Raw genomic sequence first — 22,214 nt, forward strand, 5'->3', positions numbered from 1 at the left:
GATTCGGTGCAGATCGGAATACTTGGACCGCTCGAGATCCGAACAGAGGACGGCGGATCGATCGAGGTGCCGGGTACCCGGTTGCGGGCGCTGTTGACCGCCCTCGCGCTCGAACCCGGCCGTGCGGTCGCGAAAGCGTCTCTGGTCGACTGGATTTGGGGTGAACAGCCCCCTTCCGACGCGGCAAACGCCTTGCAGGCATTGGTTTCCCGGCTGCGGCGGGTGCTTCCGGACGGCGCGCTCGACGCGCAGGCCGGTGGATACCGGCTTGCCGTGGAACCCGGCACCGTCGATGCCGTGCGGTTCGAACAGCTTCTCGACCGGGCCCGCGGCGGTGACGACACACACCGGGCCCAGGTCCTGCGCGACGCCCTCGGGCTGTGGCGTGGCCCGCTGATGCAGGACATCGGTTCGCAGGACAGCGAGGCCCGCAACGCAGCGATCACCCGGCTCGAGGGGCTGCACCTGGCCGCCATGGAGGATCGCTACGAGGCGGAGATCGTCCTCGGCCGCGGTCCGGAGCTGATCATCGAACTGACCGAGGTGGTGGCCCGGAACCCGGTGCGGGAACGGCTCGTCGCCGCGTTGATGCGGGCGTTGGGCGGCGCGGGTCGCGCCCCCGAGGCGCTGATGGTGTACCAGCGTGCGCGGGAGGCGCTGGCCGACACGCTGGGCGTGGATCCCTCGCCGGAGCTGTCCGCACTGCACGTCGCGCTATTGCGCGGCGAAGCAGGAGCGCGGGAGAACGACCGGAAGACGAATCTGCGGGCCGAGTTGACCAGCTTCGTCGGCAAACACGCCGCCATCGCCGTGGTGCGTGAACTCCTCGCGAAACACCGGCTCACGACGCTGACCGGGCCCGGTGGGTCGGGGAAGACCCGGTTGGCCCTGGAGACCGCGCGAACCCTCCTGGACGATTTACCGGACGGGGCCTGGCTGGTGGAGCTCGCGCCGATCGGAGCCGGCGGCGACACGGCGGGCGAGCCCGGAGGCCAGGAAGCGTCGAAAAGTGTTGCGCAGGCCGCGCTCTCGGCGTTCCGGCTGCGCGACGCGCTGCTCGGCGCCGCGCCGAACGCCGAACCGATCGAGCGGCTCGTCGCCGCGCTCCGCGAGCGCGAAACGCTGTTGATCCTGGACAACTGCGAGCATGTGATCGAAGCCGCGGCGACGTTCGCCCACCGGATGCTCGGAGAGTGCCGAGGGCTGCGGATCCTCGCGACGAGCCGGGAACCGCTCGGCATCACGGGTGAAGCGCTGTGGCGAGTCGAGCCATTGGCGTCGCCGGCGGCGAACGCGGACCCCGGCGAGATCGAGTCCGCCGCGGCCGTGCAGCTGCTGCGGGATCGGGCCGGAGCGGTGCGCAAGGACCTCCCGACCGACGCCCGCGCCCTGGCGACCATGGCACGCATCTGCCGGGCGCTGGACGGGATACCGCTGGCGATCGAACTGGCCGCGGCCAGATTGCGCACCATATCCCTCGACCAGCTCGCCGACCGCCTGGACGATCGCTTCCGCCTGCTGACCGGAGGCAGCCGCACCGCGCTACCGCAGCATCGCACGCTGCGCGCGGTCGTCGACTGGAGCTGGGAGCTGCTCACCGACGCGGAACGGACGGTCCTGCGCAGGCTTTCGGTATTCGCCGATAGCGCGAGTCTCGAAGCGGCAGAACAGGTTTGCTCCGACGCAGGGGGCGGCCCCGAAGGGTGGGATTCCGCGCGGGCCACCGGGGTCCGGGCTGGCGCGGCGGTCGAGCAGGGGGAGGTCTTCGACCTGCTGACCGCGCTGACCGACAAGTCGCTGGTGCTCATCGCGCAGGACGACGGCCCGCGCTATCGAATGCTCGGCACGATCAAACAGTACGCCGCGGATCGGCTGGCGGACGCGGGGGAAGCGGAATCGGCTCGCCGAGCGCATCTTTCGTACTTCACCGGGCTGGCCGCGACCGCGGAACCGCTGTTGCGCCGCGCCGAGCAGCTGGAGTGGCTCGCCACGCTCGACATCGAGCACGACAACATCGTCACCACGATGCGTGGCGCGCTCACGGCCGGCGACGGTGCCGGCGCGCTGCGGCTCGCGGCGGCCGCGGGCTGGTACTGGTGGCTCAGCGGACACAAGACCGAGGGCCTGGAACTGGTCACCGCGGCCGCCGAATCGGGCGGTGAGGTGGACGATCAGACCCGGGCCATGGTGTACGGCCTGGTCGTGCACTTCCTCAGCTCCGGGCCGAACGACCAGTACCGGGTGGAGGAATGGGTCCACAAGGCGTACCGGTTCAGCGAGCACAGCCGGGTCCGCTACCCGCTGCTGGGTTTCGTCGCCGCACTCGAACGCATGTTGCAGGGACCGGAGGCGCTGCCGACCGCATTCGAGCCGTTGCTCACCGATGACGACCCCTGGGTACGTGCGCTGGCCCGGCTGCAGATGGGCAAGATGCGGATCGTGCTCGGCCGGGCCGGACGGGATGCGGACGCCTACCTCGAGACGGCGCTCACCGAGTTCCGGGCCCTCGGCGAGCGCTGGGGAATTTCGTTCGCGCTGCGCGAGCTCGCGGACCGAGTCGCCATGCGCGGCGAATTCGCCTCTGCCTGTGAACTTTTCGACCAGGCGACCGCCGTCGTCGTGGAGGTCGGCGCGATCGAGGACGCCGTCATGATGCGGGCTCGGCAGGCTCAGTTGTACCGGCTGCTGGGTGATGCGCGGGCGAGCGCGGTCGCGATGGCCGAAGCTCAGCGGTACGCGGATCAGGCCGCTTGGCCGAACGCCACGGCCGAACTGGCACTGGCGAAGGCGGAGCTGGCCCGGTGGAGCGGCGACACCGAGCAGGCATACCGGCAGATCGACGTCGCGACAGCCGAACTGGGCAGTGACGCGGAACAGCCGAACATCGGCGCCGTGGTACACGGCCTGCTCGGCTACCTCGCGGAGGGTGTGGACGAAGCCCGCGAACATCACTCCGCCGCCTTCCGGGCGGCGGCCGAGACCGGGCAGGCCCCCCTGATCGCCAAGGTGCTCGTCGGTATCGCGGACCTGGCGCTGCGTGCGGATCACCCCGAGCAGGCCGCGCGGCTACTCGCGGCCGGCGCGGCCGTGCGCGGGCTGGCCGACCGTTCTCATCCGGACGAGGCCCGCATCGAGCAGACAACCCGAAATCGCCTCGGTGACAGGGGTTTCACCGAGGCAGCCGAGCAGGGTGCACAGGCCGGCTGGCACGAGCTCGCCGAGGTCACGCTCGCCGGTTGAACGCCGACATCGAACGCGTCGATCCGACCACCCGTACGCCGCTCACAAATGCACCAGGATGCGGCCCGCATTCCGCGGGTCCGACTCGACCTTCCGGTAGAGCTTGCGCATGTGCGGCTGCCGGAGTAGGGCCAGTACTCGCTTCTTCAGCGTGCCCGCACCCTTTCCCGGGATGATCTCGACCAGTGTGGCGTTCTGCCCGGCAGCCCGAAAGATCGCCGCGCGCACCGCGTTGTCGATATCGCGATCGTTGCGGAAGATCGGATGCAGATCGACGGTCACCACGTTGGACATGCTCACTCCTGGGTCGACAAGGCATTGCCAGACAGGGCGTTGCCCGACAAGGCTCTGCCCGACAAGGCGTTGCCACTGGCCATCGGTGCGGAAGCACCCTTGTTATATGCCACCAATCAGCGTTATATTACATAAAACAGCGGCACGGTTTGCAGGGTAGGAGGGCCGCCATGGTCGTCGTTCACATCCTGCCGCCTCGCCCGATCCTGCTGTGGATCGCCACAGATGAGCTCGAATCCATTGCGCACCTGCGCAATTCGGTATCGAGAGTCCGAGTGCGAGTCGAATGAGTTCGGAAGGATTTCGGTCATGGGCGTGTGGAGTACAGGGTCCGTGGTGCTGATCGCGCTTGCCGGTTGCGGCTTCCTGCTGGCCGGTCTGATGCCGCTGCTGCCGGTGTGGTGGCCGGCCATTTCGGGACATCAGGCCGCGCCCGCCCGCCGTGGCCGGGAGACGGCGATCCGATTGCCGGGCCGGTCGTGTTCGACGCCCGAGCGGATGCTGACGGTCGCCGAGGCGCACCGCACGATGCAGACGCATCGCGAGCATTCCTGCGGACGCAAACGCGCCGCATTCGAAACCCTCATCGCCGCGGGGCATATCGCCCCGGATTCCTCGCGGCCCAACGAGCGTCGATAGCACACGCGCCGAGCCGGGCATCCGGCTCACCGAGTGTTCTCCGGCCCGGAACGAGCACCGCGGCCGATCCGACCGAAACCGTCGCGCCCGCCGGACCCGGCGTGGCCGAGGAATCCTCGCGTCACACCTCGGGCTGGTACAGCTGTGTCGGCGCAGTCCGTCCGCGCAGTACCACGGCGTCGGCCGCATTCCAGGATTGTTCGCGGATGCCCGACGCCGCCGCGACTGCGCGCTCGGACGCGAGCGGGAGCCGGGTATCGCGCTTCGCGAGTTCGGACAGGCGCGCCGACTCGTTGACCGGATCGCCGATCACGGTGTACTCGTAGCGGTCCTCGGCGCCGATATTGCCGGCGACGACCTCGCCGTAAGAGACGCCCACACCGGCGTCGATGCCGAGGTCCGCCGCGGCGAGCTCGCGCGCGATCTCCGCGGCGGCGTCCAACGCCGCGCCCGCCGGGTCCGGGTGCGGGGTGGGCGCACCGAAGACGGCGAGTGCGGCGTCACCCTCGAACTTGTTGATCAGCCCGTCGCGGCGGTTCACCGCGGCGACGACCACGCCGAAGAATCGGTTGAGCGTCTCGACCACCTCATGTGGCGGGAGCCGGGTCGCCAATGCGGTCGAGCCGACCACGTCCACGAAAAGTACTCCCACATCACGGGTTTCGCCGCCCAGCCGGACACCTCGGTCCAGCGCAGCGCGCACGACGTCCGGCCCGACGTGCCGCCCGAAAAGGTCACGCAGTCGCTCTCTTTCGGTGAGTCCGTCGACCATCGCGTTGAAACCCGCTTGCAGTTCACCCATTTCGGTGCCGTCGTAGACGACGATCGTCTCCGTGCGGCCGTCCCGGCGGACGTTCTCCATCCCGTGAATCACCGATCGCAGCGGGGCGCCGATTCGGTCGGTCCCCAGATAGGTCAGCAGCAGCCCGGTGCAGAAGGACATCACCCCGATGATGCCGACGGACAGCAGCAGATCCCGCTTCGTCGTCCGGTCGTCGGCGGCACCGAACGCGACGACCAGCACGACACCGGCCGCGGGCACCCCGGACCCGAGCAGCCAGGTCACCAGGGCGCGCACGGTCAGGTCCCGGCGACGCATATCCGGGTGCGCGGCCAGGGCCAACGCCGCGTACGGGCGCATCGCGAATTCGGTGAAAAGGTAGGAGGCCGCGCATACGACCGCCGCGCTGAACAGCGATATCAGCAACGACTTGGGAATCAGCTCCGGATCGCGTATCCCGTACAGAGTGGTCACCAACACCGTGCCGACGATCCACAGGATCGCCTGCATTGCCGCCAGTACCCATGGCGCCCGAAACGCCGAACGCGCTTGCCGCCGAGTCGGGGCCGGTTCGGTGTCCGAGGCCCAGCGAAGCATCCGCACCACCACCGCGGTGCCCAGCGCGGCGCCCACGACGAAGGCGGCCACCACGTAGATCGGCAGGTATACGAAGACGATGTCGCGGACCTCGGCGGCGAAGACGTCCGGATAGGGAATCCCGACGGTGGCGAGCAGAATCACCACGGCCACACCGACCGCGTTGGCCGCGAGCACCCACAGGGTGAGCAGCAACTGAACTCGGCCCCGGCGCCGCTCCGGGGAGTCTCGGCGCGAACCGAGCAGGACCGACCCGTATTCGGTTGTGCTGTGCGACATATTCATCGCCGGATTCCGTCCTGGTTGCTCGCCACTCGCTCAGCGTATAGGGGCCGCGTCGACAGGATGCACCGTTGCGCAGGTCGGATGTTCGCCACCGGCTCTGTGTGTGACCGTATGCCCGACCCGGCGGCATCGACGTGCACTCTTCGCGGTCGAATACAATACGCATTTCGGATTATCAGCGAATTCTCTTGCCACGTCCTGCGATGAAAGGATCGGCATACGATTTCCGAATAACCCATGATTTCGAGCGCATCACTCGTCCCGACCGTACGAGGAACCGGTGGGTCAGCTCCTCTTCAGCACGCCGCAGGCAAACATTACCGGGCTCTAACGAAAGCGTATCCCAGCGTTAACCGAAACTGCTCCGTTCGTCATTACGGTCTTCTCGCCGGCAGCTTTTCGGAAAAGGATCGGCATGACACTCGACACGGATCGGACCGGCGAATCGCAGCCGGACATCGCAGCGAAATTGTCCGGATATTCGCTGATGGACGCGCTGCTGTGGCGACGTTCCCGCAGATTCGCGCCGGGTATGGAGATCAGCGGCGGCCCGCTGGCCTATCGCAGCACCGCCGCGCCGCGACCGCTGACCCGCGACGAGGAGGCGGCGCTGGCATTCGCCGCCTGCGGAATCACCGGGCACACCCTGGCCGAGATGCCGTACCGGGAGGGTGATCGGCCGGGTGCGGGCGGCGGCAATATCATCGCTCAACTCGTGGGCCGCACCATCGCCAGCGGCGACGGAATCCACAGCATCGCCTTGTTCGTCAGCAACGACGAGGGCGTCTCGCTGGTGCGGCGACCGCAGGATCTGGATCGGAAAGAGATTCCGGACCTCATCCGGCTCGCACACGACCGCGAATTGTCGGCACTCTACGAACGCGTCCGGATCGAGGTTCGCGACCGTCGATCGGACGTGCCCCGGGAGGTTCCGTTCGTGCCGCCGTTCAACCAGTATTCGGCGAATGTCCCCGGGACCACCTATTTCCTTCCGGTTGCCGAACTCACCGCGCTGATGATCAATCTGCTGCTGTCCGCCTTCGAAGACGATTTCGGTTTCTACGTCCTGGACGAACGCAACCGATTCCAGCCGGCCGGTCTGGCGAAATTCGCTCGCTCGCGCGGTGGCCATCTCGACGACGATCTCGCCTCGGGCCGGGTGGTCACCGCCGGATTCCTCGACACCTGGCTGTGCGAATTCGCCGCGATCGAACAGGGGGCGATGTTGCAGAATCTCGGGCTGATGACCCAAGCACTGGGCCTGGGCGGATTCCCGCATTTCGCGGCACATCCGTTCGCCTGGTATCAGGAACTCGGCTTCCGGATGAACGATCTGCGATTCTCCCGGACCATCGGGGCCGGTCCGCTGATGGCGGCGATGATGTCGCTGACCGGACGCAATATGCCGATGCCGACCGCCGTCGGATTCGAGCACGACGGCCAGCCGCTTCTTCGCCCGTACTGCCCGCCCTACTACAAGAATATGGAGGAGGCGGTGCTGGCATTCGTCGATTTCAAATACGCCCCCGGCCACGGCACCCTTCGCGACGGCGGCGCGCGCAGCAGCTGGAACGACGGCGCGGCCGTGCAGAACGATATTCCGAAGGCTTCCGATCGTGCCATCGCCGCGACGATCGCCTACCTCGACTACCTCTACACCCGATACGGCCGCGTGCCCGCCAACAATGGACCGTTCCGGAGCGTACTGGCCTATCAAGCCGCCGATCTGGACGAGGACTTCTACGACCGTTTCTATGTGCCTGGTGCGCTGAGCCCCACCCAGCGCGATCGAGCAGCACGATGACGTGGGGTGGCTGGGCCGCGCAAGGTCCGGAGCAGCCCGCTGTAGCGTGTTGATCCGGCAGCCGATCGCTGCCACACCACCCTCTTCACTTCCGGAGGTCTGCCTTGCCGACGTCATCAGCACGCCGATTCCAGCGGTTCGTCGCCATGGGAGACAGTCAGACCGAAGGTCTGTGGGACGGTGACGACGAAACCGGTGTGCGCGGCTGGGCCGACCGGTTCGCCGAACGGCTGGCGCGGGACAATCCGGATATCGGGTACGCCAACCTCGCGGTTCGCGGCCGCCGTGTCGCCGAGGTCCGCGACGAACAGCTCGACGCGGCCCTGGCGATGCGACCCGATGTGGTCGGCATCTGCGCGGGCATGAACGATGTGACCGCGCCCGGCAACGACTTCGGCGCGGCACTGGACGTCATGGAGGAGCTGTACGCGAAGCTCCGCGCCGCCGGCGCGACGGTCGTCACCACCACATTTCCCGACGCCCGTCGCATCGTCCCGCTCGCCGCCCGCCTCATCGGCCCGCGCATCGATCTGATCAACGATCGAATTCGCCTGTGCGCCAATAGATATGACCTGCGGCTGGTCGACCTCTTCGCCGCCCCCTCGATGGCCGACCTGCGCATGTGGAGCCCGGACCGATTACACGGCTCGCCCGAAGGCCACAACCGATTCGCCCTGGCCGCGGCCGAGGCACTCGGCCTGGACGGCGCGGACGACAGTTGGACCATACCCCCGGCGAATACCGAAAACCACCGTGCCGGTGGCCTTTTCGGCGAACTCGCCTGGGTGGCGGCAACTGCCCGCCCCTGGCTGTGGCGGCGACTGCGCGGTGCGTCCACCGGTAACGGCCGCAAGGCCAAACGCCCCGAACTGCTGCCGTTCGGTCGCTGACGATATTCGACCGCTGACAGTAACGGCCTTCCGAACCGAGCATCGCGCGGACCGCTCCGCACCCCGACCGTCGCCCGCGCCTTCCCCGGATTCGAACCTGGCGGCATCCTGGAAGACCGAGGCCGCCTCGGCTCTCCTTCATCGCCTCCTCGGGCGACCCTGTCCTCGACACCACAGGCCGCGCGGGCGAGCCGCGCCATCGCCTCGGGATTCGGTGTCGCCGACGACGCTCCGGACGCGGCTCACAAGCGTTCCGACATCGCGCTATTCGGTTGTGTGGTCCGCACGGACAGGTACGCTCGATCCGGTGGAATGGAGCTTCCGGACGGCTGAAGAACTCGCTGCCGCGCTGCGCGCCGGTGAGGTGACCTCGGTGGAATTGACCGACGAGGCGATCGCTCGTATCGAGCGGGACGACAAGGAGATCAACGCGATCTGCGTACCCGACTTCGATCGGGCACGGGATGCGGCGCGCGAGGCCGATCGGGCGCGTGCCCGAGGCGAGGACGGGCCGCTGCTCGGTATTCCGGTGACGGTCAAGGAGTCCTACAACATCGCCGGACTGCCCACGACCTGGGGTATGCCGCAGTTCGCGGATTTCCGGCCCACCGAGGACGCGGTGCAGGTGGCGCGGGTCAGGGCCGCGGGCGCGGTGATACTCGGCAAGACCAATGTGCCGCTCATGCTGGCGGACCTGCAGAGCTTCAACGAGGTCTACGGCACCACGAACAATCCGTGGGATCCAGGGCGCACGCCGGGTGGATCCTCCGGTGGATCGGCTGCGGCGCTGGCCGCCGGATTCGGCGCGTTGTCCCTCGGCTCGGATATCGCCGGATCGCTGCGCGTACCCGCTCATTTCTGCGGAATCTATTCGCACAAACCCACTTTCGGTCTGGCTGCCAATCGTGGCCACGTACCGCCGCCCGCACCGGCGCTGCCGTCGGATCGCGATCTCGCCGTGGTCGGGCCGATGGCGCGCACCGCTCGCGACCTGTCGCTGCTGCTGGACGTGATGGCCGAACCCGACCCGCTGACGCTCGGGGTGGCATACCGGCTCGCGCTGCCGCCGGCGCGGCACGAGCGGCTCGGCGACTTCCGCGTGCTGATCCTGGAGGAACATCCCGCCATCCCGACCGGGGCGGCGGTGCGAGCCGCGGTGAATCGCGTCGCGGACGCGCTCGTCGCCGCCGGAGCCCGGGTGGAACGGCACAGCCCGTTGCTGCCCGATCTGGTCGAGGCCGAGACGCTCTACACCCAACTGCTCCTGGCGAACCTCGCTTCCGGCTATCCCGACCAGGCGTACGAAATGATGCGCGAGCACGTCGCGAAGTTGGATCCGGACGATCGGAGTATGGACGCGGAACGCCTGCGCGGCGCGGTATTCAGCCATCGCGACTGGGTCGTCGCGGGCAACCGCCGCGAACTGCACCGTCAGGGCTGGCGCGAACTGTTCGGCGAATTCGACGCCGTGGTCTGCCCGATCACCCCGACGCCCGCGTTCCCGCACGAGAGCGCGACGAATCTGGGCACCCGCCGACTCGACATCGACGGTGTCGCATACCCGTTCGCCGATCAACTCGTCTGGCCGGGCCTGGCCACCATGCCCGGTCTCCCCGCCACCGCCATCCCAGCGGGCCGCTCGCCCGAGGGCCTCCCGGTGGGCGTCCAACTCATCGGGCCGATGTTCGAGGACCGCACGCCGCTGCGCCTCGCCGAACTCCTCGAACAGGAGATCGGCGGTTTCGAGGAGCCACGCCGGTAGCACCTCCCGCGCCGTGGCATGGGCTCGACTGCGCATGACCACGGCGGGTGCGGCGGCAAGATCGCACGACGAATCATTGCCGATGGTCGGCCTTCAACAATCCGATATACCGCCCGTCCACCGCTTCCACTTCGAGCATCCGCAGCCCGGCACGTTCGGCCACCGGGACAGCGGCATCCATGCCCACCTGCGCCCAACCGAACCAGCTCCCGGCCCACCCACCGGTCTCCAATCTGATTCGGTGATTCCGCAATCCCACACCAGGAGAATCGAATTCGACGATCGCGATACCGCCCGGCGCGAGTAGCTCGCGAACCCTTCGGAGCAGTCGCGCCGGATCCCCGCCGATACCGATATTGCCGTCGGCGAGCAGGGCGCATCGCCATCTCCCTTGTCCGGGCACCGCACCGAACACATCGCGACACAGCGTGGGAGCACCGCGACGGCGGCTGACCGCCACCGCCGTCGCATCGGTGTCGATGCCCAGTGCGGGGACACCGCGGGCGAGCAGTTCGGCTACCAATCTGCCCGGGCCACAGCCGATATCGAGGGTGAGACCCGCACAGTGGCGCAGCAGCGCGGTGTCGGCGCGATGTGCGGCGTCGGTGAACCCGAGCCAACGCCGCATCGGCAATCGCAGTCGCGACCCCCCGGACGTGCGAACCCAGACCGGTTCACCGGCGAGCCCACTCAGATAGGCCACCGACATATCGGGCAGGGCCGGGAGCCGGGCACCGCCGCGATCGATTTCCAGTAATACCGAGCCGTCCGCCGGAGTCGCATCCACGGGTTCGACGCTATGCCCCCCGGCGGCATTTCAGGGCTTACGAACCATGACCAAACTCTGACGTCCGGCGCGGGTGCCGGTGCCGGACGAACAAGACCGAAACATTTCAGAGCGGCGCGTTCGGCCACCACGTGTCGAACAGTTCCTTGCCCGACGCGCCACCCCAGATACCCATCTTGCAGAAACCCCGGGCCGCACCATCGAATCGGATCTCCAGACGACCGACCTGGGTTCGATCCGGCTGTTTCTCGTCGCGCCACGCGATGAAACCCGTGCCGGACGCGCGCGAGAAGGATCGGCTGTCGGGGTCGTCGGCGAGGTCCGCGCGATCGGCGGCCGGGACCGGCGACCGATCCGTATTGCATCGCAACGACACCACCACGACCGGATTCTGATCACCACTACAGCCGATGTACGACAGCGGAGTCAGGACCTTCGTGACCGGCACGGCATTCGCGTGCTCATCGGATGAATGACACTTCAGGCCTTGGTAACCGGTCGAGTTCGGCGTCCGAGGCAGCAGCCCGGGAAACGCATCGACGATGAACTGGTATGCCTCCCACTTCGAATCGTCCACAGCCGCCGGGGTATTCGTCGCAGACGTCGCGGTCGGGGCCGGCATCGCCCGGTCCTGGTGCCGAGTCGTGACCACACCGGCGATTCCGGCCGCCGCCAACACCGCAACTGCCGCTACGGAGAGCGCGACACGTCCGGCGTGCCGACGAATCAGGCCCGGCGGCTTGCTCTGCAACGCCGCGATCGACGCTGCGGCCAATTCTCCGCAGCTGCCGTACCGTTCGCCGGGATTCTTCGCCATCGCGCGAGCGATGACCGCGTCCAACACTCCGGGCACCCCGCGACCGGCTCGGGACGGGCGCGGCGGCGGCGCCGTGAGCTGGGCATGCATCATCGCACCGGCCGAGTCCCGGGGAAAAGGCACTGTGCCGGTGAGCAATTGGTACAGCGTGCAGCCCAACCCGTAGACATCGACCCGTTGATCGATCCACTCCCCGCGAATCTGCTCGGGTGCGGCATAGGCCAGGGTCGCGGCGACCGAACCCCCGGTGGTGGCAACGGGATCCAGCTCAGCCGCGGTGCGGGCGATGCCGAAATCGGTGATCAACGCTCGATCCCGACCGCCGCCGCCGGGCTCGATCATGATGTTCGCCGGCTTCACATCGCGATGCAGCAATCCGGCGCGGTGTGCCTGATCCAGGCCGGCTGCCGCGGCGGCGACGATTCCCACCGCGCGTTCGGGCGGCAGGCCGTGCGGCCATCGCGCCAACAACGTCGCCGCATCGTAGCCACTGACGAATCGCATCGCGATCCACAGTGTTTCGCCGTCGGCGCCGTAGTCGTAGATCGGAACGATATTGGGATGGTCGAGACGACCGGCGAGTTCGGCTTCCCGGATGAACCGGGCTCGGAATTCGGGATTGGCGCCGCGCTCGGCGGCCAGCACCTTCAACGCGTCCCTTCGCGGCAGCCGCGGATGCTCGGCAAGATACACCGTGCCCATCGCTCCGGCGCCCAGCTTCCGCTCGATCCGATATCCCGAAATGGTTGCGCCCGACCGTATTTCCGCCATATCGCGCTACCGATTCCGCACCAGCAGGGCGTACTGCGCCGCGGCGCGCTGCAATACCAGTTGCTCGGTACCGCCGTACACATTCGCCACGTACCGGCCGTCCAATACGAAACAATCGAATTTCAGGGCGCGGTTGTAGTCCGGGTCACCGAACTCGCGTATCCGGCCGCACACCACGTCGGGCACATGTTCCGGCCCCGGGAGGGGGTCCTCCGTACCCGTCGCGGCCTTGCGCCGTCTCTCCAGGAATTTCCGCGCCTCGACGGCGTTCGGGTATCTGACCAGAAACCGTGTATCGATACCCGCCATCGCGTCGGGACGCGTGGGGGAATGTTTCCCCGGCTGTCGATCGTCCTGCCGCACGATCTGGTCGATGCCGTTGGGCCCGTAGATGATCCCGCTGGTGTGGCGGAAGCCGCCCCAGCCCGCGACCTGATTGTCATCGATCAGGACCGATGACGGATACGGCCATTCGCCGGGATCCGCGGGCAGCATGCGCCGCAGCATCCCGTCGCGATCCAGCGGCAGCGTGGTGAGTCTGTCCGGCGGTGTCGGCGTGAACCGGTCCAGCATCGGCAATTCGACGCCGAACGCGGCGGTGGCCAGGGAGGTCATCGCATTGATGTCGGTCGCCGGATTCATGATGTACATGGTCACCACGAAGGGCCCGTGCGCGAGCGTCGCGGCGAGAGTCGGTACCGATGGCCGCCAATGTGCGTGCGCATCGGCGTATTTCGACAATGGCACCGAGACGTTGTCGGTGCTGACGGTGAAATCGACCGCATCGATGTCCTGTGCGGCGGCACGGGCGCTGTCATCGTCGGGAAACTCCAGCACCGACAAGCGCAACGCCCGGGTCTGACCGAGTATCGGCCTGTTGTGCGCGGCATCGTCCATACCACCGGTGGTGAACGCGGTCACCAAGCGGTGCGCCTGCAACGTGGGCGCGACCGTCTTGGCGAGAATTCCGACCAGGTCCCGGGGCGTGGGCAGCGGCGCGGCATCGCCGTATCGCAGCGCGGCATCGATGTCACTGGGCACGGCCACGGCTTCGGCCAGCCGCACGGCCTCCAGCACCCGGCCGTAGCGCTCATCGGTATCCGGCGGCTGGGGCACGGATTCGGTACCGAACACCCCGACGTCCAGGGTTCTCGGATCCAGGGCCCGGGGCCCTGCCCGACCGGGCACCGTGCACCCGCACAGCAACGCGATCAGCAGAATCACACCCGCGATGGCAGCCGCGGTCCGCGGCGTTCGGCGATCACAGCGGCGCACTCGGCCACCACCTGTCGTGCAGCGCCTGCCCGGTCTCGGTGCCGCTGGTCACTCGCACCCCGCAGAACGATCGTTTCGGGTCCTCGAATCCGATATCCAACCGGCCGTAGGATTTACCGGTCGCATCGCTCCAATCGCTCCACAGGATCCGGCCGCTTCCGGACGACCGCTTCCAACTCTCATCCCCGCGGATGAGCACATTCCCGGTCGGTCGAGTGGCCCCGATGGGCATTCGCGCGGCAACGCACTGCACGAGCACCTCGAACACCGGATCGTCCTGGCCGTAACACTCCAGCGCGCCATCGGCCGGCGTCACGTCGAAGGAGACCTTCGAATCGTCCCCGGTATTCGCTCGGCACCAGATGCCCTGATAGCCCGCGCTGATCGGCATGTGCGGCAACAGTTTCGGGAACGCGTTCACGATATATCCGTACGTCCCCCACCCTTCGGAATAGTCGAGGGTCGGCGCGGGCGCCGAGGCTGCCTGCGGCGCGGCGCGATCCGGCGCCAGCGCCCACACGGTCGCGGCGACGGCGATCAGCGCGATCACCACTCCGATCGCCGCGATCACCAATCCCCGTCGCCGCCGACGCGGCCGTCGGCTCTCCGTCGTCCCGTGCAACGCCGCCCCCGCCGCCGCCGCGAGTTCACCGCAACTCCGATACCGGCCATCGGGCTGCTTTGCCATCGCCCGCGCGATGACCTCGTCCAACTGCGGCGGCAACGCCGGATTCACCGCGCTGGGCCGAGGCGGCGGGTCGATGAGATGCGCCGCCATCACCGCCGCCGCCGTCGGCCGCGGGAACGGGGCACTACCGGTGAGCATGTGAAACAGCGTGCAGCCCAACGCGTAGACGTCGACCCGATGATCGATCCGCCCCGCCTCGATCTGTTCCGGCGCGGCGTAGGAGAGCGTCGCCAGTACCTCCCCGGCACCGGTCAGCACCGTGGATTCCGCTGCGGCCCGGGCGATTCCGAAATCGGTGACCAGCACCCGATCCGGTCGCCCCGGCGCGGCCGAGACCAGGATGTTCGCCGGTTTGACATCGCGATGCAGTAGCCCGGCGGCATGGGCGGCATCCAGCCCGCGCGCCGCCTCGCCGACGATCCCCACCGCCCGATCCGGCGGCAGCACGCTCGGCCCGGCCCGCAGCAACTGGGCCACATCACCGCCCTCGACGTACTGCATCGTTATCCACAGCACACCGTCCTCGACACCGCGGTCGTAGACCTCGACGATATTGGGATGCGATACCCGCGAGGCCAATTCCGCTTCGCGCAGAAACCTGGCCCGGAATTCCGGATCGGCACTGGGCCCTTCGGCCAGCACCTTCAACGCCACCAGCCGCTGCAACCGAGGATGCTGCACCAGATATACCGCGCCCATACCGCCCGACCCGAGCTCCCGGACGACGCGATACCCCGCGAACACCTCGCCGCTGCGCAGCACCCCGCCGACCTCCCGGACTTCGACAACGCGGCCGCATCCTCCGTACCGCCACGCTCAGAGGGCAGTATGCTCACCCACTCCCGCCACGGCAACCGCGATTCCCACCCCTGTTCACACCTACGACAGCGCCGGTCCGAGCTTTGCGGCCCACCACCCCATCTGCTGTGGCCGGATGAATCGGACCGCCCGCACGGCGCACGGTCGCGACGCGGCACTCCCCGGGCTCGCTGCCGACCGTGCCCGAATATCCGCTCGGAATCCGAACCGCTACAGACAGGCCCGTTTCTGATACGGAATACCCGATCCGTATCAGTCGCGACGATCACGCATCGACGGCGAGAACGACCGCCCGGGTGGCGGTGGCCGCGACCTGTTCGTCGTTCAGGTTGCTGTGCGCCAGCAGGACGTGGGACAGCACGATGCGAACCACGACCTCGGCGGCCTGGACCGGAGTCAGGGCGAGAACGGCGTCGGCGCGGGCGGCGATCAGCGGGGCGGCGAGAGCGGCCACCGTCTCGACCAGATTGAGTTCGGATCTGCCGTGCGCGATGGCGACGTTGATCAGCCAGGCCGGTTCGTGATCGCGGATGTAGCCGAACGCGGCGTGCTCGCGTAGGTAGCCGAGCGCGAAAAGCGTGACGGCGTGGACGATTCGCGCGGGCGGGGCGAACAGGTCGAGTTCGGTGTAGGCGGCGGTGATCATCTTGACCACCTCGCCGCGGCCGATGGCGGCGATCAGGCCGTCCTTGTCGCCGAACTCGCGGTAGGCCGTCGCCCGGGAAACTCCCGCGCGTTCCGCCACGCCGCCGATGGTCAGGGCGCCCAGACCGCTCTCGGCGATCAGCTCGAGCGCCGCGTCGTGCAACGCCTCCGAGGATCGGGTCGGTGAGGTCATGCCTATTTTTCTACCTGCACGCCGAGCTCGGCCGCGTGCGAACCGGACGACAATGGTTGCGACAACCAACTAACTGAGACTATTCTCCGTTTCCGTATCAGTAATGGGCGGTTCCTGCACCACCGGATGCGCCACGACAACGCCGGAGGACACGATGACCGCACGCGGGCAGGCCCAGCCGGCGAATGCGCGACGCGGACATGCCGTGGTCCTGGGCGCGAGCATGGCCGGACTGCTCACCGCGCGCGTGCTCAGCGAGAGTTTCGCCTCGGTGACCGTGCTCGAACGCGACGATCTCGCCGCGCCCGGAGACCGCCGTGGAGTGCCTCAGGGCAGACATGTGCACGCCCTGCTCGCGCGCGGCGAACGCATTCTGGCCGAACTGTTTCCGGGCATCACCGCCGAATTGCTCGCCGACGGCGCGGTGCGATGCCGCTCGCTGACCGAGATGCGGATGAGCATCGCCGGATCCACACTGTCGCGATCCGACGCCGGATACTCGCTGCTACAGGCCAGCCGACCGTTTCTGGAATGGCATGTGCGACAGCGGGTCCGGGCCCTGCCCAATGTCGAGATCCTTGACCGCGGCACCGCGCTGAACCTGCTGACCGATCCCGCGCGAAACCGGGTCACCGGAGTTCTGGCGCAGCCGGAGCATGCCGACCACCCGCACGAGATCTTCGCGGATCTGGTGGTGAGTTGCCTGGGCCGCCACGGCCCGATCCTCGACTGGCTCGAGACGATCGGCTACCCGCGCCCCGCCGAGGAGGGCGTGCGCATCGATATGATGTACGCCAGCCGCTACATCCGCCTGCCGGACGATTCGACCGCGAACCTCGGCGGCGACAAGGAGATCGTCGTCGCGAACCAGGATCCCGCGCGCGGCCTGGCCCTGTTCGCGGTCGAGGAGGGCAAGCACATCCTGACCCTGATCGGCTACGGCGCGGACCATCCCCCGACCGACCCCGACGGGTTCTGGCGATTCGCCTCTTCGGTCGCACCGCCGGACGTCGCCGAGGCACTGCTGTCGGCCGAATCGCTGACCGGCATCAGCACCTACCGCTACCCGGCCAACCAACGCCGCCGCTACGAGCGCCTGTCCCGCTTCCCGGACGGGCTGCTCGTCCTCGGCGACGCGGTGTGCAGTTTCAGTCCGGCGTTCGGACAGGGCATGTCGGTCTCCGCATTACAGGCGATGGAACTGCGCAAGGCGCTCGCCGCCGGCGACGACCATCTCGCGCGCAGGTTCTTCCGCGCCGCGGCCCACGTCATCGATGACCCGTGGCTGATCACCCGCCTGTTCGATCTCGCGATGCCGCACGTCGACGCCGCAGGCCGGGGACCGATGCGGCTACTGGGTCCGGCCGCACGCACGGCGATGGCCATCGGCGCGCGGGACGCGGCTGTGGGGCAGCAGATCTCACGCATCGCCGGCCTGCTCGACAGCCCGCTGGCGGTGGCCCGGCCGGCCCTGCTGGCCCGGATCGCCGCGAACGGGGCGGTGGTCGGCCTGAATCTGCTGCGCGAGGTCGCGATATCCGCACCACAGGTGCGGCACAATGGATTCGACCCGATCCCGCAGACTCCGGCACACGGCTTCCACCCGCTGACGGTTCGCGCGGTCGAACGCGATACCGCCGACAGCGTGCTGATCGAATTCGAGGTTCCCGAGCGGCTCACGGACCGATTCGGCTACACCGCTGGACAACACGTCGTCATCCGGGGCACGGCTCACGGACGTCCGATCCGGCGCAGCTACTCGCTGTGCGACGCACCCGATGCGGGCCGGTTGCGCGTCGCGGTGAAAAGACAGGGCGGCGGCGTCTTCTCCGAGTACGCGCTCGAACGACTCGGTGCGGGAACGGTTCTGCACATCGGCGAACCGTCGGGTGCGTTCACCGCGCACACCGATCCGGCCACCACCAGCCACCATGCCGCCGTCGCCGCGGGCAGCGGGATCACTCCGATCGCCGCGATCGCCGCGGCGGTCCTCGCGAACGAGCCGCACAGTCGCTTCACCCTCCACTACGCCAGCCGCGACAGCACGACCGTCATGCTCGGCGATCTGCTCACCACACTGACCGCCCGGTTTCCCGGACGATTGCGGATCGTCCACCACCTGTCCCGCCAATACGACGCACCGCTGCCGGCAACCGCCCCCGGCATCGATTACCGCAGGGGCCGCATGGATTTTCGCGAACTGACCGGTCTGGACGCGGACCACTGGTACCTGTGCGGACCGGACTCCCTGCTCGCGGCTGCCCGCGAGGCACTCCTGGACGAGGGGGTAACCCGATCCCGGATATATACCGAGCGTTTCATGACCCGCGAGCCCGAATCCGCCGTCCCGCAACCGGATCGGCCACCGTGCACGATCACCCTCACCGGGCACGGCGAGGACCTGGTGTTCACCATGCCGCAGGGGGTCCGCATCCTCGACGCCGCTCTCACCCACCGCGAGGATCTGCCGTATTCGTGTCTCGGCGGATCGTGCGGAACCTGTATCGCCACAGTATGTTCCGGCACGGTACACATGGACGAGGATCCGATGACGGCACTCACTTCCGCCGAACTGGCCGACGGCGCGGTTCTGACCTGCCGCGCCGTACCCGAATCCGCCACGGTCACGCTGCGATTCGGCCGCTGAGCCCGGAGTGACCCGGACCGCATTCGCCCGATTCCTGTCCCCGAGGTCTTGCATATGTACTTGCATCCGCTGTTACACTGTGGATCTTCAGTAAGTACGTGTCAGGTTGCGCCCCAAGGGATTCAGCGGTACCGGCGATATGGCGAAAAAGGTTCATCTGCAGTTGCGATTCCCGCTCGGGGGAGCCGTACTGGACTACCGTGCCGAGAGATCGGTGGCACACCGGGTGGCCGCCGAGCTGAGCCGGCACGGCGTCGACGTGTCCATCGACGATAATCTCCGTACCGGCCTGGCCGATCTGCCGCACGAGGAACTCTGGGCGGTATAAACCCTCCGCCATCAGGTTCTTCCAACCGGCAGCAACATTCCGGCATCCAATGGTTGTACAGATGCATTTTCGAATGTTCTTGCACTGGTACAATTTTCGCGAACTTCGCAGGAATGTGTCACCATACCTACCGGCATGCTCATCGCCGGTGTTGACGCGAGCGTGCTGCGCGCCTCATGCGCACCCAGCGTATCTCTCCAGCCAGGAGTCACCTGCCACATGCAGCACGCCGCACCCACCCCGGGCTCCCGAATGCCGAATACGCAGCGCCTCGCCGATCTGCTGTCCGTGATTCGCGCGGAGGAGAAACTCTTACGCGAGCTCGGTAGCGAAGTCGCCGCCATCGCGATCGGCGGTGCGCCGAACCTGCCCGGCGCCCGCCCGGCACATCGCGGCACCTACCCCGGCCTGCTGACCGGCCGCCCCGACAACTTCCTCTGGGAGTGGTACGGCTTCCCCTGAGCATCCTTCGACGGATGCCGGTGCGGCCCGGACGCGCTTGACATCGCCGAATTCTTGGGTTCTGCTGGAATTAGGCCGGTCTCGTGCACTTTCCGGCCGTAGCCGGACCACATGACGGCGCAAAACGGATCTTTGTACGGACACCGCGGCGGCGGCGAATGCAATTCCGATCACGATGTCGGGAGGTGTGGTGTCAGGAGACAGGCCGGCGCCCGCGGGGATCGACCCGACGAAACCCAATGCCGCCCGCATATACGACTATCTGCTGGGGGGCAAGGATAATTACACCGCGGACCGCGCGGTTGCCAAACGAATGCTGGAGGTCGCTCCGGAAAATCGGACACTGGCCTGGTTCAGTCGCAAGTTCCTGACCGGGGCGGCACGGTCGGCCGCCGAAGCAGGTGTGCGGCAGTTCATCGATATCGGCGCGGGCATCCCTACCTCACCGAGTGTGTACGAGACGGTCGTCGAGGTCGACCCCGAGGTACGCGTGGCCTCTGTCGACTACGACCCGGTCGTCTATGTACACGCCAACGCCATAACGGCAGGCCAGGCGGGCGTGACGCCGATGCTGGCGGACTTCCGTGAACCCGTGGATCTCATCGCGCGCCTGCGCACCGAGGCGGGCATCGACTTCGATCAGCCGGTCGCGCTGCTGACCGTCGGGGTTCTGCACTTCATCATGGATCATGAACAGCCGGCCGAAATTCTCGCCCGATTCTCCGAGGTGATGGCGCCGGGCAGTTATCTGGCCTTCACGCACGGATCGCCCGAGACCGACGATGAGTTCGTCGACCGGACCGCGAGCGATACCGAGGGCAGTACCGCGCAGTTCGTCTTCCGATCGAAGTCCGAGGTCGAGAAGCTGCTCGACGGCTTCGACATCCTCGATCCGGGGATCGTGACCATCCAGGAGTGGCTCGCCGACAACCTGCCGCCCACTCGGCTGGTTATTCTGGCCGGCATCGGCCGCAAGCCCGAGGGGCCGACCGGTAACGGCTGATCCGCGATCCGATCACCCCGCCCGGCCAGGGCGCAGGCACGCGCCGAATGCGGCTCGGCCAGATCCACCATCGGCTCGGCGCTGCGCAGGATGCCGGGCAGGCTTTTTCCATTTCGGCCGATCCGATTGCCGGTAATTCTCCGGATTTCTTGCATGTCGTTGCGCGGCGCTATACCCTCGCTGACCAATCCATTCGAACCGATCGATTCACGAGGGCACCCTCGGGAGCTCCTCGTATTTCACGACAGGGAGCGCGTTACGTGCGAGCTTCGGTGCGGACACTCACCTTATTCGCTGCATTCCTCTTGTGTTGTGTAACAGCGGGTTCGGCGCACGCCGACGCCGATCCGGGGGCCTGTCGATCCTTTCCGGTCCCGGTCGCGAAGGGCCACCTCGCCGCGACTCTCTGCACACCCGTCGGCAAGCCGGGCGGCACCGTCATGGTGCTGATGTCGGGCTCCAATTACAACGGCACCTACTGGGATTTCGCCTACCAGCCGCAGACCTACAACTTCCGCGAGGCAATGAACAGGGCCGGTTACGCGACCCTGGTGGTCGATCGTCTCGGTAACGGCGCGAGCACTCATCCGGCCGCGCTGTCGCTCACCGCCAACGACACCGCCCAGGCACTGCACGGCATCGTCCAGGGCCTGCGACACGGCCTGGCCGGGGCCGCGCCCTACGCCGAGGTCGTCACCGTCGGCCATTCACTGACCTCGGGCACCTCGGTGATGGAGGCCAGTTCCTATCACGACGTGGACGGCGTTGTGCTGACCGGTTATTCGCACGCGCTGAACATTCCCGAAACCCTCGGCGTGATCTCGACCTACCACCGCGCCGTGGACGATCCGGCATTCGCCGGCCGCGGTCTGGACGCCGGATACCTGACCACCCGGCCCGGCACCCGCATGCACGACTTCTTCGATCCCCGCGACGCCGATCCCGCGGTGGTGGCGCAGGACGAGAAGACCAAGGAGATCTTCTCGCTCTCGGAATACCCGGACGGGCTGATGTCGACCCTGCCCGGCATGTCCGGTGAGATCGATGCTCCGGTGCTGATCGTCGACGGGAGCCTGGACCGGTTGTCTTGCGGCCCCGGCTATTCCGTGTGCCGGTCCGCCGCCACACTGAAGGCAGCGGAGGCTCCGTACTTCGCGCCCGCGGCCGAGTTGCAGACCTTCGTACTACCCGGCAGCGGCCATTCGGTGAACCTCGCGCGCAATACCGGCGCGTACCACACCGCGGTCCTCGACTGGCTGAATTCCACCGTCGGACACTGATATCGGACCTGCCACCACGGCTGAGAAGCCGAAACTCAACGCCCGCACGAGCATTCGGCAATACTCCAGCAGATCCGCTGCGGCGGACCGTCCTCCGCCGGGTCGGCACGCCCGCGACCCGGCGGCAGTGGCAACGACCTGCCCCTACCGGTATGGTCGTCGACGCAAGGGGAACGCCGAGGGGATTCGATGCGACAGTTACTCAGG

17 protein-coding genes are annotated in these 22,214 nt (G+C 67.5%); 10 read left to right on the forward strand and 7 right to left on the reverse strand.

All coding sequences use genetic code 11. From position 1 onward, the window contains the following. Positions 1-6: 6 nt before the first annotated feature. Positions 7-3,240, forward strand: coding sequence for an ATP-binding protein (locus tag NV1_RS33950; RefSeq protein ID WP_067901199.1), 3,234 nt, complete (start codon positions 7-9; stop codon positions 3,238-3,240). Positions 3,241-3,282: 42 nt separating this feature from the next. On the opposite strand, the gene NV1_RS33955 is transcribed toward NV1_RS33950, so the two are convergent. After that, positions 3,283-3,534, reverse strand: coding sequence for a Smr/MutS family protein (locus tag NV1_RS33955; RefSeq protein WP_067901055.1), 252 nt, complete (start codon positions 3,532-3,534; stop codon positions 3,283-3,285). A gap of 309 nt (positions 3,535-3,843) precedes the next feature. Here NV1_RS33955 and NV1_RS33960 point away from each other — a divergent pair, with 309 nt between their 5' ends. Then, positions 3,844-4,173, forward strand: coding sequence for a hypothetical protein (locus NV1_RS33960; RefSeq protein ID WP_157117541.1), 330 nt, complete (start codon positions 3,844-3,846; stop codon positions 4,171-4,173). A gap of 121 nt (positions 4,174-4,294) precedes the next feature. On the opposite strand, the gene NV1_RS33965 is transcribed toward NV1_RS33960, so the two are convergent. Next, positions 4,295-5,836 (reverse strand): adenylate/guanylate cyclase domain-containing protein, encoded by a 1,542-nt coding sequence (locus NV1_RS33965; protein WP_067901060.1) that lies wholly within the window; start codon positions 5,834-5,836, stop codon positions 4,295-4,297. 415 nt (positions 5,837-6,251) lie between these two features. On the opposite strand from NV1_RS33965, the gene NV1_RS33970 reads away from it, so the two are divergent. The 3 genes from NV1_RS33970 to NV1_RS33980 all read left to right on the forward strand — a co-directional run bounded on the left by NV1_RS33970 (position 6,252) and on the right by NV1_RS33980 (position 10,292). Further along, positions 6,252-7,640: a hypothetical protein gene (locus NV1_RS33970; RefSeq protein ID WP_084526177.1), complete on the forward strand. Its 1,389-nt coding sequence runs from the start codon at positions 6,252-6,254 to the stop codon at positions 7,638-7,640. A 146-nt stretch (positions 7,641-7,786) separates the two neighbouring features. Further along, positions 7,787-8,530 (forward strand): SGNH/GDSL hydrolase family protein, encoded by a 744-nt coding sequence (locus tag NV1_RS33975; protein ID WP_067901062.1) that lies wholly within the window; start codon positions 7,787-7,789, stop codon positions 8,528-8,530. 307 nt (positions 8,531-8,837) lie between these two features. After that, positions 8,838-10,292 carry an amidase gene (locus NV1_RS33980; protein ID WP_067901204.1) on the forward strand — a complete coding sequence of 485 codons (1,455 nt, stop codon included), beginning with the start codon at positions 8,838-8,840 and terminating at the stop codon, positions 10,290-10,292. A gap of 73 nt (positions 10,293-10,365) precedes the next feature. On the opposite strand, the gene NV1_RS33985 is transcribed toward NV1_RS33980, so the two are convergent. The 5 genes from NV1_RS33985 to NV1_RS34005 form a co-directional block, all read right to left on the reverse strand. Then, positions 10,366-11,079 carry a class I SAM-dependent methyltransferase gene (locus NV1_RS33985; RefSeq protein WP_245714072.1) on the reverse strand — a complete coding sequence of 238 codons (714 nt, stop codon included), beginning with the start codon at positions 11,077-11,079 and terminating at the stop codon, positions 10,366-10,368. A 106-nt stretch (positions 11,080-11,185) separates the two neighbouring features. Further along, positions 11,186-12,667 (reverse strand): serine/threonine-protein kinase, encoded by a 1,482-nt coding sequence (locus tag NV1_RS33990; RefSeq protein ID WP_067901063.1) that lies wholly within the window; start codon positions 12,665-12,667, stop codon positions 11,186-11,188. Positions 12,668-12,673: 6 nt separating this feature from the next. Continuing rightward, positions 12,674-13,891 (reverse strand): DUF7373 family lipoprotein, encoded by a 1,218-nt coding sequence (locus tag NV1_RS33995; RefSeq protein WP_157117542.1) that lies wholly within the window; start codon positions 13,889-13,891, stop codon positions 12,674-12,676. 37 nt (positions 13,892-13,928) lie between these two features. Then, complete coding sequence (locus NV1_RS34000; protein ID WP_245714073.1) at positions 13,929-15,392, reverse strand: serine/threonine-protein kinase; 1,464 nt, start codon at positions 15,390-15,392, stop codon at positions 13,929-13,931. 322 nt (positions 15,393-15,714) lie between these two features. After that, positions 15,715-16,287: a TetR/AcrR family transcriptional regulator gene (locus NV1_RS34005; RefSeq protein WP_067901069.1), complete on the reverse strand. Its 573-nt coding sequence runs from the start codon at positions 16,285-16,287 to the stop codon at positions 15,715-15,717. Between the two features lie 154 nt (positions 16,288-16,441). Here NV1_RS34005 and NV1_RS34010 point away from each other — a divergent pair, with 154 nt between their 5' ends. The 5 genes from NV1_RS34010 (at position 16,442) to NV1_RS34030 (ending at position 22,007) form a co-directional block, all read left to right on the forward strand. Further along, on the forward strand, positions 16,442-18,934 hold the full coding sequence (locus NV1_RS34010; protein WP_169813473.1) for a 2Fe-2S iron-sulfur cluster-binding protein: 2,493 nt from the start codon (positions 16,442-16,444) through the stop codon (positions 18,932-18,934). A gap of 139 nt (positions 18,935-19,073) precedes the next feature. Further along, a complete protein-coding gene (locus tag NV1_RS34015) occupies positions 19,074-19,262 on the forward strand; it encodes a hypothetical protein (protein ID WP_040828068.1) in 189 nt (62 codons plus the stop codon). A gap of 219 nt (positions 19,263-19,481) precedes the next feature. Then, positions 19,482-19,724, forward strand: a complete 243-nt coding sequence (locus NV1_RS34020) for a hypothetical protein (RefSeq protein WP_157117543.1) — start codon at positions 19,482-19,484, stop codon at positions 19,722-19,724. Between the two features lie 190 nt (positions 19,725-19,914). Continuing rightward, positions 19,915-20,727 (forward strand): SAM-dependent methyltransferase, encoded by an 813-nt coding sequence (locus NV1_RS34025; protein ID WP_084526198.1) that lies wholly within the window; start codon positions 19,915-19,917, stop codon positions 20,725-20,727. Positions 20,728-21,032: 305 nt separating this feature from the next. Then, positions 21,033-22,007 (forward strand): alpha/beta hydrolase, encoded by a 975-nt coding sequence (locus tag NV1_RS34030; protein ID WP_245714074.1) that lies wholly within the window; start codon positions 21,033-21,035, stop codon positions 22,005-22,007. Positions 22,008-22,214: the final 207 nt, after the last annotated feature.

The sequence above is a fragment of the Nocardia vaccinii NBRC 15922 genome, from assembly GCF_001613305.1.
Lineage (GTDB): Bacteria > Actinomycetota > Actinomycetes > Mycobacteriales > Mycobacteriaceae > Nocardia > Nocardia vaccinii.

Coding starts and splice junctions, on each gene's coding strand:
- NV1_RS33955 (WP_067901055.1), bottom strand. CDS start 3,534: ATGTCCAACGTGGTGACCGTCGATCTGCATCCGATCTTCCGCAACGAT.
- NV1_RS33960 (WP_157117541.1), top strand. CDS start 3,844: ATGGGCGTGTGGAGTACAGGGTCCGTGGTGCTGATCGCGCTTGCCGGT.
- NV1_RS33965 (WP_067901060.1), bottom strand. CDS start 5,836: ATGAATATGTCGCACAGCACAACCGAATACGGGTCGGTCCTGCTCGGT.
- NV1_RS33970 (WP_084526177.1), top strand. CDS start 6,252: ATGACACTCGACACGGATCGGACCGGCGAATCGCAGCCGGACATCGCA.
- NV1_RS33975 (WP_067901062.1), top strand. CDS start 7,787: ATGGGAGACAGTCAGACCGAAGGTCTGTGGGACGGTGACGACGAAACC.
- NV1_RS33990 (WP_067901063.1), bottom strand. CDS start 12,667: ATGGCGGAAATACGGTCGGGCGCAACCATTTCGGGATATCGGATCGAG.
- NV1_RS34005 (WP_067901069.1), bottom strand. CDS start 16,287: ATGACCTCACCGACCCGATCCTCGGAGGCGTTGCACGACGCGGCGCTC.
- NV1_RS34010 (WP_169813473.1), top strand. CDS start 16,442: ATGACCGCACGCGGGCAGGCCCAGCCGGCGAATGCGCGACGCGGACAT.
- NV1_RS34015 (WP_040828068.1), top strand. CDS start 19,074: ATGGCGAAAAAGGTTCATCTGCAGTTGCGATTCCCGCTCGGGGGAGCC.
- NV1_RS34020 (WP_157117543.1), top strand. CDS start 19,482: ATGCAGCACGCCGCACCCACCCCGGGCTCCCGAATGCCGAATACGCAG.